This window comes from Shewanella sp. 10N.286.48.B5 (assembly GCF_002874355.2).
Classification (GTDB): Bacteria; Pseudomonadota; Gammaproteobacteria; order Enterobacterales; family Shewanellaceae; genus Shewanella.
Map to the genome: position 1 here is coordinate 361,410 of NZ_MCVG02000002.1, position 16,243 is coordinate 377,652.

Genomic DNA, 16,243 nt, shown 5'->3' on the forward strand with positions numbered 1-16,243 from the left:
TGAGCTAAGTAGCGGGCTGAACTAAAACCACTGCGTAGCAATTTAAGCAATCTCAGCGGCCACTACCGAGATTTCAACCAATAATGCCTCACGGGCCATTTTAGCGGCAACACAAGCTCGAGCAGGGGCGTAACCTTCAATGACCCAGGCATCCCATACCGCGTTCATTTCAGCAAAGTAAGCCATATCTTTTACGTAAATGGTTGCCGATAACATATGCTTTTTATCACTGCCCGCCTGCAGTAATAAGGCTTCCACTTTGTCCAACATGGTTTGGGTTTGTTCGGTGATGTCTTTAGTGGCATCTTGGCAAACTTGGCCACATAAATAGATGGTGCCGTTATGTTTGACAATCCGGCTCATACGGGTTTTAGTTTCAATTCTTTCAATGCTCATGGTGCGCTCTTTTAATCTGTTAATGTCGCTATTATCAGTTAAGTCAGCTCACAATGACAACTGAGAAAATATCGCTATCCACTAACTCGCGCATTTAAGCAGGCTGTTAATCAAAAATAAAAATGCCTTGTCAGCAGTATCTGGCTAACAAGGCATAAGATTGAAATACGATTGATTATTTGAATATTAGTTAATCACTAAGACTTGTGGGTCATTGGTTAAGCTATGACTCCACTGCTGATAGATAGGCTCACTGCCATCATAAAACCATACCACTGCCATTAATGCTCGTTGATGGTTGGCCACCAATAACTCTTCAGACAATGCGCCTTCATCAAGGGCGCCACGTAATAAGCAAGATTCAAAGTTCACGCTCACTTGGGTGCCATTTTGCTGATAATCGTCACACAATGAAAAGTAACCACGCTTACTTGATGCGAGCTGCACATCAATGCTTAAAGTAAACGCCGCTTGTAGATCAAAATCGGCATCAACCACCAAGTCATCAATTGAGGTTGCTGGCGGCGTTTCTGGCTCTGTAGGTGTTTCAGGTTCCGTTGGCGTCTCAGGTGTCGTTGTCTCTGGTGTTGTATCTGTCGTGGTATCTGGTGTTAATGTCGCAGGTGTTGTCACCGCAGGCGTCGTTGCTGGTGCAGGCGAGCTATCATCGCCACCACCGCCGCCACAGGCTGTTAAAAAGCTTAATGATAGAGCCATGGCTAGGCTAGTGGCTGTTTTCGTACCTATTTTAGTGCCTGTGTTACAAGCCGTGTTAATGCCTGTTTTCATGCCTGTGTTAATGGCATTCTTCGCTGTTAATAACGTATTTGCTGCCACTTGAGTTTGAGTTAATGTATTCATAATATTCACCTTAAAATTCCATTTCTTGCTTAAATTGATTGATTAAATTCACACTAATTACTGTCAGGGTTAATCCTTAAACAGTAGCGAGTCAGTGGCGGTCAAATACCAATAAGGTTTGGTCTCACCGCTGGCATCTGCAGCAAACTCAATAAACTCAACATAAGCGGCATCAACACGTTGTAGCTCTGCAGGGTGCTGCCATGTATCAGGCACCTCAATTGCCCAACTCATACCATTTTGGTCTTGGAAATAGTGCCCTTGTGATGCCGTTGAAGCATCGTCATGCATCCCTAAAAATCGCGTATCAAATTTATCGGTTGGTGCTTTGTTTTTCAGATGGATCTCTAATTTACGTCCTGGGTTTTTACCATCAGTAATATTCTTAGCCGCTAGGCTATGATCCGTACCTGGAGTGGCAAAAATGAATGGGTCATAGGGGAACTCAGGCATATCATCAACATGTACAGAATCAACAAACGGTACTGTCATCTGCCATGTGGCACGGTACTGAGTGCCGCAACCCGGTTCAGTTCTGAAATATTCACAACCATTACCCGCTGTGACGTGTTGCCATAAATCTTCAGTAAATAACAGCACCGCATTGGTTTGCCCGTCTTCAAGTGGTGAGCTGGTCTGCTTAACCCCTTGGGCGCTCCACTCAATGGCTGACTCTTGCACATTGCCGCGGCCAATATCATGTAATTGCACCGCAAAGCCATTGTGATACCAAGCGCCCATTGCCACTAATTGCGCATCAAAGCCCACGCGACGAACCATGTCATTTTTACTGTATTGGCTAATACGTAACTGCATCACCACATCGTTCATATCAAAGTCACCTTGAAAAGGGTATAAATCCTCATAGGCCAATGTGGTGTACTCAGACGAAGACGGGTAATAGCTGATGGTGATACCGGTTTCAGTGACAGTGATAGGATAATCTTCCACTTCACCATCACTGACACCACCTGTTGGTAATAAGCTGGCCTCTGAGCTCAAACGAAAACGTGACCAGGTTGCGCCAGTTTTAGCCCAATTAGGTACGTTAATCGTCACAGTTGATGTGCCGCTACTCACTGAGCGGGCAATAATCACTTGGTCTTCACTATCAAACTGACCATCTTGGCCCCAATCAATCCAGCCGTTAATATAAGCACCATCCCCTTCTACTGTGATTAATAACACCGCCTCTTCACCCACTTCAAAACCGGTTGGCATGCTGATACCATCTTCATCATCAATACCATCACTTTCATCATCTGATAACGGCGCAGGATAACCGTCGGACTCATTATCAATAACACTGCCTAATGACATGCCGGCAACCATATTATGGCGGGCACCATTTGAATCAATTAGGGTACCGTAACTGTCTGGCGCATCACCAAAATCAACATTGTCTCCCACTGGCACTTCTGCTAATGCACAACGAGCACCATCATTTGAAGAAGATGACGGCCCGTATGAAAACAACTCTGCGGTAGGGTTATCACTTTCAACGTTGACCTTATACACATTGCCATCGCCGTTGTTACTTAAATAAAGGTTGCCATCGGGGTCAAAAAACTGCGCCCCAAAGGTAAAGCTACCACTGCTTTTAGTAATAACGGTTGCTAAGGTTTCAGCGGCACCTGTTGTGGGGTCAATCTTGAGTAAGTTACCTGTACTGCCGTTAGTCACTGCGTATAAAAAGCCGTTGCTTGGATGAAAGGCAAAATCTGTTACGTTGTAAGTGGCATTGGTTTTACTGCCTGGGACAATGTTCATTGGGTGATTATTGCCATCTAACGGCACAGTAAATAAGCCTTGGTTTTTACGGTAGCCGTACCAAACGTTTTCATTGATGGCGACATCACCTACGTAGAAGTTACCCGCTGCAGCAGCTGAGCTGTCTTTTACGATCGTTAGTGGCTCAACTTGGTAATCTTCACCCACCTTACCGACAGTGCCATGCTGATAATCCCAGCCATAAAGGTAATTATCTGTGTAGCTGAAACCAACACCATTAAATCCTTTGGTCAGTCCCATATCAGGCGACAATACCGAATAACTACCGGTACCAAGTTCAACTCCAAAGGTTTTTGGAATGCCTGCTGGCGTTTGAATAATAAATGCTTCGGTAGGACAGGCATTGAATGGCTCAGCGGCATTGGTATTAGCACTGAACAAAGCCATGCTAGTACCAATAGCAATACTGCTTAAACCAAGAATATTGATGATTTGAGAGTGAAGTGGTTTCACGTTAACTATTGTTGTGTTTAATGTTTGCATATTGGCATCTCGCTATTCGTTATCTGGATGTACTGGGATATTGCACAGTGGATGCCAACTTTTATTATCCTTTAAATACAATGGCTTACATTAAATGCAAGATTGTATCTCAATGCTAAAATGCATTCTGCAACGCATTCTGAATTTGAAGAAGATGGGTTATTGGAGTGAGAAGGGGTATTAAGTCAGGGTGCTAGAGATGAGTCACTTTTACATAATTAAGTGTTAGCTGGTTTTCTTATGTTCCCAAACTGCATTTGGATTTAAATCATGGGTTTTCGTCAACAGCAGATTCATGTGGCTGATGTACACTATTGTTCCAAACTACGTTTGGATTAACGTCGTGGGTTTTCCACCCACACCCGACCAAAAGGGTATCAACAGCAATACCCTCTTGGCTCACCCTGCCGCCCCTAACGAAAAATGCTGAAAAGCGCATGATTTTCGATGGGGATTGATCCAGCTTTGAACTTCGTTTGTTGCTAACTTCGGACCCTGTTTATTATAAAGAGTGAAAATGCTAACGCTTCCGATGGTGCATCCATGCTCCGCGAAAGCTATGCTCACATCCATGTGAGCATCACGCTATTTTCTTCAACGTCCTCAATTCAAATTGAGTCTTTTAGACTCTTAAATTTTTAAGTTTTCTAACTTTAGCTCTTTTAATTGCTGCCAATGAAGTCAAATCGAAGAGGTGACAATTCGGGTGTAAGCGCGGCTGTGACCGTCCATGACATGGACGTCATGGCCGAGCTTTCAGGGACGAACTTGCAGCGTGTCACAGTCGTGCTTGCACATAAGGTCGCTCTTTCACATCTGACCCATAGGGATTTGGGAAATGTCATGATAATGTCGGGAACATTATTGACCATGTGATCGCGACATTCCGTTCATCCTGAACATCCCAGCGGCAGGCAATGGATTAGATTGAAGTAATGGACTTAGATAAGCTAGCCAACAAAAACTAAGTAAAACATTGAACTAGGCTCATAAGTTATATTAAGGTAGAACCACTTAAGGACAGAGTTAGCTAACCTCGAACGCAATCTTCGAGCACGCCATTTAGGGAAGAAAAAGCCATTAAATAATGATGTGCCTATCAACTCCCTTATAAAGTTTACTCTGACCACACTAGTTAAGGAGTTTTCATGGGTAGCATACATAATTACTATTTAGTTGGGTTCATGCTCTTATCCGCAATTTTAAATGCATTCATAGAAAATGAGAGTATCGGAATAAAGTTACTTTGCTTACTTTTATTATTCACAACTTTCATCTTTGCCTCTCTCTTTCATTCTTTAAAGGTTAAAGTTGCAAAAGAGAAAACGACGAACAAAGCACACATAATAAGCTGATTAATAGGAAAATTTAACTATTCACCCCTCAAAATTTTAGCCAACTATTTTTTGCCAATTAGTAGGGCTTTAGGAGATTTGCGATGATTTCATATCAATCAACAGCCGATCTTTATGCATCGGCAGATATTACATTTAAAAACATGCGCTCATATTATGAACACTATTCTGTAAATTGGGAACAGTCTAAGATACATGAGCAAATTGTTGACCTAGAAAACTGGGACATTCTTTACAACGCTTCGGTCGTGGGTGCAATTCGTTTAGCCTTTGATAATGATGGGTGTTATATCCGAGATTTACAGGTTAGTGAAAAATTTCAAAATAATGGTATTGGTGCAGCAGCCCTAACAGAGTGTGAACGGTTAGCAATTAAAGCTGGTGTAAATAAACTTAGGCTACGAGTTCTCAAAATTAGTCCTGCATATCATCTATACATTAAGAATGGCTTTGAGGTAGATAAAGAAGAAGATAGGTTCTTTTATATGTCGAGAAAAATCTCCTAACAAGAAATTAATCACATTAACCATTTAACACTCAACCACGCTTATCTTCCAATAGCTGCACAAATAAGCTTTTCCATGCTTGTTGAAGCTGCAGCCATTGCTGAGTACGCCAATCCTCGATTTGGGCATGCTGCTGTTTTTGACCATGATTGTCGACTTGCTCATGAACGTAAGCAGGCTCATAGCTTGATAATAGAGCGCTTGATGAGTGCATACTCGATAAGTAACGCTCAATAGCATCGGCCAGTGAGTTAACAAATTGCTTATCATCTTGGCCGCTAACCTTAGCCTCAACGATATTACCCATGTTTTGCAGTTGATGCTGACGAATTTGATCCCCCAAACCATCCACATCGGTTGAGATAATGGCTTTACTCATTGCCATAGACTCAATAAATACTAAACCAAAAGGCTCCCAGCGTGATGGAATAATTACCCCGTCACATTGGTCTAAAAAGCGAGGCACATCGTCAACCTTGCCCACCAGCTTTATATTATCAAGCTGAGAAACTAACTGTTGTAGCAAAGGTAATTGCTCACCTTCACCGGCTAACAATAATCGACACGGTGACTTAACCTGATGCATGGCTTTGAGTAATAAATCAAAGCCTTTTTGTGGATGAAATCGGCCATAGGCGGCTAACACAGGAACCCTATGATTAGCGTTTTTTGGGGAGTGGCTTTTGTTGGCGATAAAACAGCTTAAGTCTCGGCCCTGCCCTAACTGAGCGATTTTGTCTGCAGGTAATAGCTTATGAGCTAGCATCCATCGCTGCTGTGAGGGTGAAATGGACACCACTTTATTCATTAACCGATAGCTTAATTTCAGCATGAAATAGAAACGTTGCGGATGTGCAATTTGCTGATTAACAAACTGTTCGCTGTAGTGATGTTCTTGCAGGATAAATATGATCTTAGGATGACGCAATCTGAGCCATGCAATATTTAGCAGTTTGCGCCAGTTTGAGGCGCCATGAAAACAGACAATATCAGCGTCCAATGTCGTATTCTGCCAACGGCTAAAATCCAGCTGACGAATGTCAAATTCAAATGCCAAAGTGAGGATGTCAGAGCCACACAAACTGTGCAACGCAAAATTAACGCCGCCCATATTAGGGTCATCGACACAATGCAAAATTCTCGCTTTCACTCTGACTCCTTGAGCTATCAATAACCGGCTTATTAAATTAAAGCACTGTTAAAACAATATACTTGTCTCAGTTAAATCGCAAAGTTTACTACGCGTTCAGCTTCAGTCCGTCGTTAAATACTTTTGCTAAATACATAATGTTAAATACATAAAAAAAGAGGCTAAACTTAGCCTCTTTTAATTAAATTTTACCACTAACAATTATTTGGCTTTCTTATTATCTTCCAGACCCATGCTATCCATCCAATAATCAAAATTAATCATATTGCCGGGTAACACCACACGGTTATCTTTATCTTTTAAGCCATCAAGCTGTTTGAGGTATTGTTCACCTAACTGCAGTCTTAAGGCACTCTGACCGCCGGGTTTAGAGATCACTACCGCCAAGCGCTCAATGGATTCTGCAGTGGCTTTAGCAAGCGTTAAAATCTCTTCGCCTTTACCTTCAGCCTCATTGATACGGCGCTGCATTTCACCCTCTGAGCGGTTAATGGTTTCAGCCATCACACCTTCTGAGCGGTTAATTTTACTCTGCTTGTCACCTTCACTTTGGGCTAATAATGCACGGCGCTCACGCTCAGCATTAACCTGCATTTCCATGGCATTTTTAACGGTTTCTGGTGGGGTAATGTTTTTAATTTCATAACGATGCACTCGAATCCCCCAAATCGCGCCAGCTTCGTCCAGCACTTGTACGACCTTGGCCGAGATAATGTCGCGCTCTTCAAACGTGCGGTCTAAATCTAAGGTACCAATGACTGAACGTGTGGTGGTTTGCGCTAATTGGATCGCTGCATAACGATAATCCGTTATGCCGTAACTGGCTTTAACGGGATCGGTAATCGAGATATAAATGACGCCGTCTACTTCAACGTTAACTTCATCGCTAGAAAAACACTCTTGCGGTGGCACATCGATAGTTTCTTCTTTTAGGTCATGGATATAGGCCACTTTATCAACAAAAGGCACTAAAGCATGAAAACCGGCATCTAAGGTGCTGTGATATTTACCTAGTCGCTCAACAATGTAAGCTGACTTAGTGGGTACTAAGCGGATAGATTGGAATAATTTCAGCACAAAAATAACAAAAATCACCCCCCAAATACCCATAACAATTAAATCGGTATCAATTCCATTCAACATTAGCGTGCTCCTTTTACTGGGCTGTTAGTTACGGCATGGGTCACTTGCTCCATCCCTTCAAAGAAGCCTTCTAACTTGGCCATTTCAGCAGGCACCACTGAGACTTGTGTTTCAGTTAAAATGTCACCCACTTGGCTAATAAACTGCTCTTTCAGCATCATATTCATCGCATCGTTACCACCTTGGTTAGCCAGTGCGGTGCAAATCATATCCATGCCTTCAGCTTTCGCTTTGGCAATAATGGTAATTTCTTGGCCAGAGCCAATCGCTTCATTAATGCGTTTTCGCTTTTGCCCTTCTGAGAGGTTAATGGCCTCTTGGCGCTCACCTTGAGAGATATTAATCATGGCGTCTTTTTCAGCATTGGCTAAAGTGATTTCAGCCCGTTTTCTACGCTCAGCTTCCATCTGTTTTTCAAGGGTGTGGATCACGTGTATTGATGGGGAGATATTTTTAATCTCATAGCGAAGCACTTTAATGCCCCAAGGATCTGACGCTTTGTCAATTTCACGAACAATAGACTCGTTCAAACTGTCACGCTCTGAAAAGGTTTGCGATAGGGTCAATTTACCAATTTCTGAACGCATGGTGGTTTGCGCGAGGTTAACCGCAGCTTTACGGTAATTTTCGATACCGTAACTGGCTAACTTGCCATCCATCACTTTAAGGTAGACCAAACCATCAACTTCCAGCTGGGTGTTATCTTTTGAAATACAACTTTGTGGTGGTACATCTAGTACTTCTTCACGAGTATCGTGGCGATAAGCTACCCGATCAACAAATGGCACTAAAAAGTGAAACCCTGGTTGTAATACGGTTCTAAATTTACCTAAGCGCTCAATCACATTGACCTCTCGCATCGGTACAATCAACATCAATTTATATAAGATAAAAAATATAAATAAAATGGCTATGGTTAGTTCAAACATATGTCCCCTTCCTTTTGCAAAACATGTTCAGGTAGCGTAGCCCCCTATACATGACTTAATTCCTTTACTCAGTTGGCACTCTGTGTGGTGACCAAATCAATAAAACCTAATTCTGCTATTTTGTGACTAATCTTGTTTATCAGTGAAGCTTTCGCCCATTAACTCAGTTTCTGCATATGGCTCAACCACTAAGGCAATATTATCTCGGCAAATAATTCGCACTTTAGTGCCTGCTTTTATTTCAGTGCCATCCCCTAGTGCTGACCACTCAGTACCAGAAAACAACACCCGACCGGTTTTTTCACCCGGGCCAATATCAGCTTTAACTGTGACAACTTGATTATATAAATCCATTTCCTCATCGGTATTATCCACATGCTTGTCACCACCAATCATTTTTTGGGTGATATGGCGAAAACTAAGCAATAGAACCATTGAGGTGATAAACCATAAAGTGAAGCTTTGCGCGGTGCCATCGACGATACCGGTAAATAAGGCTGCGGCCACAATGACACAGGCTGCACCTAATAAAATGACGATGCCACCGGGAACAATAATTTCCGACAACATCAGCCCTATACCGACGATTAACCAGATACTGGTTGGATTAGAAAATTCCATATACCCCCCTGTAAAAACGTTATCATATGTTCCTTTAAGCTATAAAACCCGAACTTGGATAAGGTTTTATAGACCTGATAACTTTCAATTGATAACTACTACGCTGTGGTAATAGTGGTGCTATCTCAAGCACAGGATGTGGGCACTCTTTAACCCATATATTGGTCGTCAATATCACGACATATTATGTCAACAATACAGGATATTGATGATATTGCAATCATATTTCATTGCTAAAGCTTAGCAGTAACTGTATAAAAATCGGATAAATCAATAAAAAGAAGGCAATAAAAAAGGTGCCTAAGCACCTTTATATTCAATTAGTTAAATATATTAAGCTAATAGTTTTTTCGCAGCTGCAACCACAATTGCAACCGCGCTGCCTTCGGTTTTCTTCATCATGGCTTCATCAGGAATTTCTTGCTGGGTACGATTAACGATAACCCCAGCAACACACGCTGCGCGCCAGCCTTGTGTTGCACACATAGTAAATAGCGTTGCTGACTCCATTTCGTAATTCAGTACGCCCATAGCTTGCCACTCTTGCATTGAGCCCACAAAGCGGCTGGTTACACGTCCTGAGACCGTATCGTAACGTTCTTGGCCTGGGTAGAATGTATCAGATGATGCTGTGATACCCACATGAGGCTCTTTGCCTGCGTCACGACATGCTGCCACCATAGCGGTAGTACAGTCAAAGTTAGCAGCCGCTGGAAACTCAAGTGGGGCAAAGTGTAAACTGGCGCCATCTAAGCGCACTGAAGCTTGCGTGACAATAACATCACCGACATTTACATGTGGTTGAATCGCGCCAGTGGTACCAACGCGTAAGAAAGTCGTCACACCTAGTTGTGCTAACTCTTCTACTGCGATAGATGTTGATGGTCCGCCAATACCTGTTGAACATACGACAACCGCTTTGCCATCAATATAAGCAAGATAGCTGGTGTATTCACGGTGACTTGCTAAAAAAGTCGCATTTTCCATTAATTCGGCGATGCGCTTAACGCGCTCAGGATCCCCTGGAACAATCGCTAAGGTTGCGCCATCAAGCATTTGCTTGGTTAATCCTAGGTGAAATACGTCGGCCATATTGAAAACCCCTTTCATATTTGAAGATATCATTCTAATTGTGACGACTGTAACCCACAAGCCACGCTATGAAGGTTAACTGGGTCACATAAATTCTGTTATTAAACATTCGAGTGATGATTAAAAATTACAAATGTAACTAACATCACTAATTTACAGCACCATAAATCAGCAAAGGCTAAATAGCCAATTTTAGTTGATTAAAAAGTTTTTGGGGCAATCAATTAATTATTGATCCCGGTCACATTACCTACAGCCAAGTAGCGCTAATTTGTAGTTAACATTAGATAAAAGGAGTAAGTCGATGTTTCCAGAGTACCGTGAGCTAATCAGTAAACTTAAAACCTCAAATGCCCATTTCTCAAAGATTTTTGATGAACATAATCAGCTAGATGAGCAGATAAAACATCATGAGCAGCATTACAGTAGCGATAGCACCCCAGAGCTGAAAATACTAAAATCAAAGAAGCTGCATTTAAAAGAAGAAATTTTTACCATGCTGCAAAAGCAGTAATGGCTATTGCGTATTAATCGCCAATATTGGCGATCAAAAAAGGACGCTTGAAGCGTCCTTTTTGTTGGCTCATGTAAACCATCTGTTTAGCGAGAGCAGTTATTTTACGGCGCTAAGTGCTTTGATTAAGGTTTCGTTTGAATCAAAGTTCTCGATGCTAACAACGGTTAACTTATCTAGGGTCACCATAGTGGCCATATCTTCTTCAGTAGGCCAGTTTGCAGTTGCATCGCCTTCACGATCTAACCCCATAGCAAACGGTAAATCCTTCATTTGGGGGATAGCCACAAAGCGAGCAATCAATGATGGCATACCGCTGATATCAGCAATATACACCAAGTTTGCAGGTTGCTGCTCAGTCGTTGTAGCTTCTAATGCCGCTTGAATGAACTCGCCACCTTTCATGCCGCGACTAAACAAAACCACTTGAGTTTGTTCATTAACCACTAGCGGTTGTTCAAATTGATCTTCTAAGGTAATTGGCTCAATTTTATCATTCACGACAAACACATTCGCCTGTGCTGAAGCCATAAAAAGTACACTAACTGCAAATAAAAGCGCTTTCATGTTATTTTCCTGAATTAAGTGATAAGCCCTTATTTGAAATGACAAATTGTTTGGGCATTTTTGCTAATAAGGTCTTAAATTAAAAATAGCCAACTCACTATACTCGAATCTGTGATTCGACTTTATTACATTGGATTAGAATCATGATGCACCTCACGGATTAATACAGACTTAATTATTCGCAATAACAGAGGCTTCAACAATAAAGTAGCGACAGCAATAAGTGTTAATTAATTGCAAAAATGACTTTATTACCATTGGAATATCACGCATTATTTCTCTGTTAATTCGTCAAAAATAAGAACATCATCATGAATGAAACAAGCTTAGATCAAGAACTGCAGCAAATACAGAATGTCTACGACCTTCTTACTGAATTTATTGTGCAATACAGCTTTCAAATTGTTGGCGCTGTCATCATCTTACTTATCGGTATCTGGATAGCGAATAAAGTATCGAACTTCGTTGTTAGCCAATTCGAAAAGCACGATATTGATGTCACCTTGGGCAATTTTGTCTCCAATCTGGTGAGGATTTGCATCATTGCGATGGTGGCGATCATTTCGCTAGGGAAACTCGGTATTAGCGTCACCCCAATGGTGGCCGCAATTGGTGCCGCATCATTAGGTGCAGGTTTAGCACTTCAGGGGATGCTGGCCAACTATGCTGCTGGGGTCACCATTATTGTTACCCGACCTTTTGTTATTGGTAACACCATTGAAATTAAAGGTGTGGCTGGAGTGGTAAAACAAATTCAGCTCGGCTTAACCATATTAACCAATGAAGAAGGCGAGTTAATCAGTATCCCTAATAAACATATTGTCGGTGAAATACTGCATAACTCTCATGAATATAAGCTAGTCGACACTCAATTTAATATTGATTATCAAACCGATCCCCAGCAAGTGATTAAATTGATTTCAGATGCTGTCATGAGCCATGGAGGCGTCAGCCAAACGCGCACTCCACAAGTGGGCATTAATGATTTCAACAGTATCGGGATGGAAATCGGTGTGCGTTATTGGGTGCCAACCAATAGCTATTTTGAAGACAAGTACCAAGCGAATTTAGCCATAATCAAAGCGCTTAAATCAGCTGATATAACCATTCCATGTCCTGTAAGAGAAATACATTTGCAGCAGTAGCTTAGCCCGTAAAATATGTCTTCAGGCGAATGCTAAAAGCTAAGTAAACAATCGTTATTTCAACGTAAAATATCTAAGTATTCTCAGCCAGTTTATATAATAACTGGCTGAATTCAGCTTTATATTGTCACCGTTATAGTCATCAGTAAAAGTCACCATTTGCTTACTAAATGTCATCAAAACTTGACATGAGTAATTTTTAGTTACATAGTTAGGTCAAGTTTACCTTACTTAAAGACAAGCTAACTTGAAAGGAATGATTTATGAATACACCTAACTCAACAGAAAATGATTGGAAAAAGTGCAATAACGTTAACAGCAATCGTTTAGCCAAATGGACCGCTGCATGGGTCATCACACTCGCGATATCGACTTTTGGTCCAATGTTTATTTGGTCGCAACATGACATCATTACCGCCGCTGCGATTGGATTTAATTTTTTGGTCGGTATCGGGATGATTTTCGCTAATAAAAAACACCTAGCTTCCCTTGATGAACTACAACAAAAAATTCAGCTTAACGCCATGGGGCTGAGTTTAGGCGTCGGATTAATTGTGGGCATCAGTTATTCAACGCTCGACACCACAGGGCTGATTAATGCTCATGCAGAGATATCTCACTTAGTCATCATCATGAGTTTGACCTACATGGTGGGGATAATTTTAGGCAATAGGAAGTACCGATGAAAAACAGATTAAAAGTACTTCGCGCAGAACGGGACTTAACCCAAGCACAACTGGCAGAGTTACTGAGCGTTTCCAGACAGACTATTAATGCTATTGAGAAAGGAAAGTTTGATCCAAGTTTGCCATTGGCATTTAAAGCGGCGCGCCTTTTTGGTTTAACCATTGAAGATATCTTTCAAGATGAGGCATAACCTGCCTCTTCGTCAGCTCAATACCACTCAGGCCGTTAAGGTTTTATGCATAAATAGGCTGCTAGGGTCATTATCATAATCAGCAAACTTATCGCCAATGTCAAAACCAAAGCTTTGATACAATTGCCTTGCGGGTTTAAAAAAATCCATTGAGCCGGTTTCTAGGCTTAACTTCTCATAACCCTGACATTTAGCAAACGCTAGCATATGTTGCAGTAAGTGCTTAGCAACACCTTTACCGCGATGTGCATTAGCAACCCGCATCGACTTTATTTCACCGTGGCTGGCAGTTAATTGTTTAATTGCGCCGCAGCCAAGTAGCTGCTGATTTTCCCACACAGTCCAAAAGGTAATATCATCTTGGCGCAGTTTGGTTAAATCTAGCGCATGGACACTTTCTGCTGGCGACGTGGCGTACATGTCCTGCAAGTGTTCATTTAATAGTGCCGCCACCTCAACGCCAGACAAATCATCGACTCGAATATCCATGTTTGAACTCATGCTCATAAACCTTCTATTTTTAGTCTTGTTTAACCAAAAGCCATAATTCAAACACTGACTCTGAGCGCTAAATCTATTATTGACTCTGCAGTGATAGCTGCCATATTTATTAGCACAATATACATTAATGGATTGATTATATGCGCAAGACTTATTTAACTGCTAGCCCCTTAATTTGCTTGATAGCATTCACTCTCATGGGCTGTGCATCGGGGCCTGCCAGCCTGCAACAAGGACCGGACGCTGAAATAACCAAAGAAGGTTTAGTTAAAGTCGATAACTCCAGACTGGCCTTATCGTACGCAAGACCCGATGTAAATTGGCGCCAATATACCAAACTGTACTTTGAACCGACCCAAGTCACCAATGATCATCCTGAAGGTTATCGAGCGCCTCGAATTAATAAACAAACTGAAGGGCCTAATGCCACCTACGACTTACCCCAAGAGTCCCTTGATAAAATGGCGCTGCAATTTAGTAAAACCGTTAGCGATGTGTTCAATAGTGAGCAGCCCTTTGAGTTAGTCACAGAAAAAGGTCCTAACACCTTAGTGATTGAAACCGCTGTAACCGATATCCGCTTAAGCGCGCCAATTGAAAAATCCCGCCGAAGCTATAATTCCATGGGAAAAACTTATACGCAGAACTCAGGCTCAATGGTGTTATTGGCGGTACTTAAAGATGGACAAAGCGGTGAAGTGTTAGCCAAAGCGGCTGATCGCGGTGTGGGCTTTGATCAATGGCGTCAAAACACCCAAGTATTCAATTGGGGTGATGTTAAAACGGTTTATCGTCACTGGGTCAATGATTTCAAAAATGCCTTAATGACGGCGGTAGCCGAAGAATAGAGTCAATAGCAATAAGCCTTAAAAACATACTCGATAAGCTCTGTGCCAATTGTGATACCACAATTGGCACTGTTAATTACAAGCCCCGCTGCCATTCTTGGCGTAACGGAATACTGCCTTTAATCGCTTGTTCTACTTGAGCCAGTAATTGCGGCTTATCTTTGCCTAAAACGCCTTTCAGCACTAAATAGTTTGAGGCATGATCAGAACGAAAAATAGTTTTCTCCAGTGTAAGGCCCGATAACAAAGTTTGCATTTCGGTCAACAGCCCCAGTTGATCGGGCAACACAAAATCACCATCAAATGCCTGATCCATTCTCTCGGTCCCCAATGGCAATGTCACCACCAAGGTAGATAAATACTCAGGCTGAGCTTGATTCATCAACTCTGCAGATGCCTTAGCGTGCTGAATAGAAAGCGCCTTACCCCCTAGCCCCATTAAAATCATCACTGATGACTTGATCCCGGCTTGCTTTATTTTGCTTAAAGCAGCTAAAGAGGATTCAAAGGTTTCGCCTTTTTGGATACGGGTTAACACTTCATCGTCACCACTTTCACAGCCGATATAAAGTAAAGACAAGCCTAAGGCTTTAAGCTCCGCCAACTGTTCAACGGTTTTGTTAGTTAAATTACGCGGTAAGCAATAACTACTAATGCGAGTGACACTGGGTAAATGTTTATTAATCAGCTGGCAGATTTCTTTTAAGCGCTTAAACGGCAACGTCATTGCATCACCATCAGCTAGAAACACTCTAGAGATTGGTACCCCTGAAGCGGCAGCGCTGAGAATATCTTGCTCAATAGCATCGACTTTGTGGGCGCGAAATTTTTTTTGCTCTTGGGTATACATATCGCAAAAGGAACATTGGTTCCAGCTACAACCATTGGTCACCTGCAATATCAGCGACTTCCACTCTGATGGTGGTCGATAAACCGGTTCAATATAGTGAATCATCTAAATAACCTCTAAATCCCTATCAATGACAGTTTTTTGTATTAAAAACACTCGTTAAGATTGTTTTTTATTCTATTTTTTGCAATAAAACGTTTGAATTGATCATTTTGCTTGTTTATAGTCGATTAATAAAAATAATTATTCAGGCCAATTGATTTATGAATCAAGTCGCATATCAGCTCAGTGAAAGACGTGAAAACCCTCGTTCTCATGAAGAGCATTGGGAGTTGCTGACTGCAGATCAAAAAGTTGCCCTATACGATTTAAACCGCTTTGGTTACAGATTGCTTTTTGTGAGAAGCATGCCAGAAGGCCCTCTGGCTGTAATTTCTCAGCAAGATGACATCGCCATTATTGACCATGAAGGTGAGTTAAATTTACACCCTAATTTAACCTTAAGGGAATTACCTAAGCCCCATTAAACTTAGCGATTAACAAAGCTATCATCGTATAATCGAAATAATTTAAAGAGTGCACTCGCACTCTTTTTTTCATTTTGCTAATCAGTT

Annotated in this window: 18 protein-coding genes; 7 read left to right on the plus strand and 11 right to left on the minus strand. The window is 41.7% G+C overall.

Features of this window, described 5'->3' with window-relative positions; genetic code table 11:
- Window positions 1–42 precede the first annotated feature (42 nt).
- The 3 genes from BCU57_RS16480 to BCU57_RS16490 form a co-directional block, all read right to left on the minus strand.
- Complete coding sequence (locus BCU57_RS16480) at window positions 43–396, minus strand: RidA family protein (RefSeq protein WP_102436903.1); 354 nt, start codon at window positions 394–396, stop codon at window positions 43–45.
- Between the two features lie 186 nt (window positions 397–582).
- The gene (locus tag BCU57_RS16485) at window positions 583–1,257 is read right to left on the minus strand and encodes a hypothetical protein (RefSeq protein WP_241903471.1); all 675 of its coding nucleotides are present in this window, start codon (window positions 1,255–1,257) and stop codon (window positions 583–585) included.
- A gap of 69 nt (window positions 1,258–1,326) precedes the next feature.
- Entirely contained in the window at window positions 1,327–3,531 is a 2,205-nt protein-coding gene (locus BCU57_RS16490) for an LruC domain-containing protein (protein ID WP_198589905.1), read from the minus strand.
- A gap of 1,438 nt (window positions 3,532–4,969) precedes the next feature.
- Here BCU57_RS16490 and BCU57_RS16495 point away from each other — a divergent pair.
- Window positions 4,970–5,392: a GNAT family N-acetyltransferase gene (locus BCU57_RS16495; RefSeq protein ID WP_102436908.1), complete on the plus strand. Its 423-nt coding sequence runs from the start codon at window positions 4,970–4,972 to the stop codon at window positions 5,390–5,392.
- A 31-nt stretch (window positions 5,393–5,423) separates the two neighbouring features.
- Here the strand turns inward: BCU57_RS16495 and BCU57_RS16500 are convergent, their stop codons facing one another.
- The 5 genes from BCU57_RS16500 to udp all read right to left on the minus strand — a co-directional run bounded on the left by BCU57_RS16500 (window position 5,424) and on the right by udp (window position 10,327).
- Window positions 5,424–6,542, minus strand: a complete 1,119-nt coding sequence (locus tag BCU57_RS16500; RefSeq protein ID WP_102436910.1) for a glycosyltransferase family 4 protein — start codon at window positions 6,540–6,542, stop codon at window positions 5,424–5,426.
- 201 nt (window positions 6,543–6,743) lie between these two features.
- Window positions 6,744–7,685 (minus strand): SPFH domain-containing protein, encoded by a 942-nt coding sequence (locus BCU57_RS16505; RefSeq protein WP_102436912.1) that lies wholly within the window; start codon window positions 7,683–7,685, stop codon window positions 6,744–6,746.
- Window positions 7,685–8,614, minus strand: coding sequence for an SPFH domain-containing protein (locus BCU57_RS16510; RefSeq protein WP_102436914.1), 930 nt, complete (start codon window positions 8,612–8,614; stop codon window positions 7,685–7,687). Before BCU57_RS16510 ends, BCU57_RS16505 begins: the two co-directional genes overlap by 1 nt.
- Before the next feature lie 126 nt (window positions 8,615–8,740).
- On the minus strand, window positions 8,741–9,235 hold the full coding sequence (locus BCU57_RS16515; protein WP_102436916.1) for an NfeD family protein: 495 nt from the start codon (window positions 9,233–9,235) through the stop codon (window positions 8,741–8,743).
- Between the two features lie 333 nt (window positions 9,236–9,568).
- Window positions 9,569–10,327 carry a uridine phosphorylase gene (gene udp / locus BCU57_RS16520; protein ID WP_102436917.1) on the minus strand — a complete coding sequence of 253 codons (759 nt, stop codon included), beginning with the start codon at window positions 10,325–10,327 and terminating at the stop codon, window positions 9,569–9,571.
- 304 nt (window positions 10,328–10,631) lie between these two features.
- Here udp and BCU57_RS16525 point away from each other — a divergent pair, with 304 nt between their 5' ends.
- Complete coding sequence (locus BCU57_RS16525; protein WP_076539247.1) at window positions 10,632–10,841, plus strand: YdcH family protein; 210 nt, start codon at window positions 10,632–10,634, stop codon at window positions 10,839–10,841.
- Between the two features lie 99 nt (window positions 10,842–10,940).
- Here BCU57_RS16525 and BCU57_RS16530 read toward each other — a convergent pair whose 3' ends face one another.
- Window positions 10,941–11,408: a hypothetical protein gene (locus BCU57_RS16530; RefSeq protein ID WP_102436919.1), complete on the minus strand. Its 468-nt coding sequence runs from the start codon at window positions 11,406–11,408 to the stop codon at window positions 10,941–10,943.
- Window positions 11,409–11,719: 311 nt separating this feature from the next.
- On the opposite strand from BCU57_RS16530, the gene BCU57_RS16535 reads away from it, so the two are divergent.
- The 3 genes from BCU57_RS16535 (at window position 11,720) to BCU57_RS16545 (ending at window position 13,430) form a co-directional block, all read left to right on the plus strand.
- The gene (locus BCU57_RS16535; RefSeq protein WP_102436921.1) at window positions 11,720–12,553 is read left to right on the plus strand and encodes a mechanosensitive ion channel family protein; all 834 of its coding nucleotides are present in this window, start codon (window positions 11,720–11,722) and stop codon (window positions 12,551–12,553) included.
- A 263-nt stretch (window positions 12,554–12,816) separates the two neighbouring features.
- Entirely contained in the window at window positions 12,817–13,239 is a 423-nt protein-coding gene (locus BCU57_RS16540; RefSeq protein WP_102436923.1) for a hypothetical protein, read from the plus strand.
- Window positions 13,236–13,430, plus strand: a complete 195-nt coding sequence (locus BCU57_RS16545) for a helix-turn-helix transcriptional regulator (RefSeq protein ID WP_102436925.1) — start codon at window positions 13,236–13,238, stop codon at window positions 13,428–13,430. The genes BCU57_RS16540 and BCU57_RS16545 overlap by 4 nt, the downstream gene beginning before the upstream one ends.
- Before the next feature lie 27 nt (window positions 13,431–13,457).
- On the opposite strand, the gene BCU57_RS16550 is transcribed toward BCU57_RS16545, so the two are convergent.
- Complete coding sequence (locus BCU57_RS16550) at window positions 13,458–13,931, minus strand: GNAT family N-acetyltransferase (protein ID WP_241901083.1); 474 nt, start codon at window positions 13,929–13,931, stop codon at window positions 13,458–13,460.
- Window positions 13,932–14,071: 140 nt separating this feature from the next.
- Between BCU57_RS16550 and BCU57_RS16555 the strand changes: the two genes are divergently transcribed.
- Complete coding sequence (locus BCU57_RS16555; protein ID WP_102436927.1) at window positions 14,072–14,779, plus strand: DUF3313 family protein; 708 nt, start codon at window positions 14,072–14,074, stop codon at window positions 14,777–14,779.
- Window positions 14,780–14,855: 76 nt separating this feature from the next.
- Here the strand turns inward: BCU57_RS16555 and BCU57_RS16560 are convergent, their stop codons facing one another.
- Window positions 14,856–15,734 carry a radical SAM protein gene (locus BCU57_RS16560; RefSeq protein ID WP_102436928.1) on the minus strand — a complete coding sequence of 293 codons (879 nt, stop codon included), beginning with the start codon at window positions 15,732–15,734 and terminating at the stop codon, window positions 14,856–14,858.
- A 158-nt stretch (window positions 15,735–15,892) separates the two neighbouring features.
- On the opposite strand from BCU57_RS16560, the gene BCU57_RS16565 reads away from it, so the two are divergent.
- On the plus strand, window positions 15,893–16,156 hold the full coding sequence (locus BCU57_RS16565) for a hypothetical protein (RefSeq protein WP_102436930.1): 264 nt from the start codon (window positions 15,893–15,895) through the stop codon (window positions 16,154–16,156).
- The last annotated feature ends 87 nt before the right edge of the window (window positions 16,157–16,243 follow it).

Excerpts from the sequence above, each read along its gene's own strand:
- BCU57_RS16550 (WP_241901083.1), bottom strand. The coding sequence starts at position 13,931 with ATGAGTTCAAACATGGATATTCGAGTCGATGATTTGTCTGGCGTTGAG.
- BCU57_RS16555 (WP_102436927.1), top strand. The coding sequence starts at position 14,072 with ATGCGCAAGACTTATTTAACTGCTAGCCCCTTAATTTGCTTGATAGCA.
- BCU57_RS16515 (WP_102436916.1), bottom strand. The coding sequence starts at position 9,235 with ATGGAATTTTCTAATCCAACCAGTATCTGGTTAATCGTCGGTATAGGG.
- BCU57_RS16505 (WP_102436912.1), bottom strand. The coding sequence starts at position 7,685 with ATGTTGAATGGAATTGATACCGATTTAATTGTTATGGGTATTTGGGGG.
- BCU57_RS16530 (WP_102436919.1), bottom strand. The coding sequence starts at position 11,408 with ATGAAAGCGCTTTTATTTGCAGTTAGTGTACTTTTTATGGCTTCAGCA.
- BCU57_RS16495 (WP_102436908.1), top strand. The coding sequence starts at position 4,970 with ATGATTTCATATCAATCAACAGCCGATCTTTATGCATCGGCAGATATT.
- udp (WP_102436917.1), bottom strand. The coding sequence starts at position 10,327 with ATGGCCGACGTATTTCACCTAGGATTAACCAAGCAAATGCTTGATGGC.
- BCU57_RS16480 (WP_102436903.1), bottom strand. The coding sequence starts at position 396 with ATGAGCATTGAAAGAATTGAAACTAAAACCCGTATGAGCCGGATTGTC.
- BCU57_RS16545 (WP_102436925.1), top strand. The coding sequence starts at position 13,236 with ATGAAAAACAGATTAAAAGTACTTCGCGCAGAACGGGACTTAACCCAA.
- BCU57_RS16565 (WP_102436930.1), top strand. The coding sequence starts at position 15,893 with ATGAATCAAGTCGCATATCAGCTCAGTGAAAGACGTGAAAACCCTCGT.
- BCU57_RS16510 (WP_102436914.1), bottom strand. The coding sequence starts at position 8,614 with ATGTTTGAACTAACCATAGCCATTTTATTTATATTTTTTATCTTATAT.
- BCU57_RS16525 (WP_076539247.1), top strand. The coding sequence starts at position 10,632 with ATGTTTCCAGAGTACCGTGAGCTAATCAGTAAACTTAAAACCTCAAAT.
- BCU57_RS16485 (WP_241903471.1), bottom strand. The coding sequence starts at position 1,257 with ATGAATACATTAACTCAAACTCAAGTGGCAGCAAATACGTTATTAACA.
- BCU57_RS16560 (WP_102436928.1), bottom strand. The coding sequence starts at position 15,734 with ATGATTCACTATATTGAACCGGTTTATCGACCACCATCAGAGTGGAAG.
- BCU57_RS16540 (WP_102436923.1), top strand. The coding sequence starts at position 12,817 with ATGAATACACCTAACTCAACAGAAAATGATTGGAAAAAGTGCAATAAC.
- BCU57_RS16535 (WP_102436921.1), top strand. The coding sequence starts at position 11,720 with ATGAATGAAACAAGCTTAGATCAAGAACTGCAGCAAATACAGAATGTC.
- BCU57_RS16490 (WP_198589905.1), bottom strand. The coding sequence starts at position 3,531 with ATGCAAACATTAAACACAACAATAGTTAACGTGAAACCACTTCACTCT.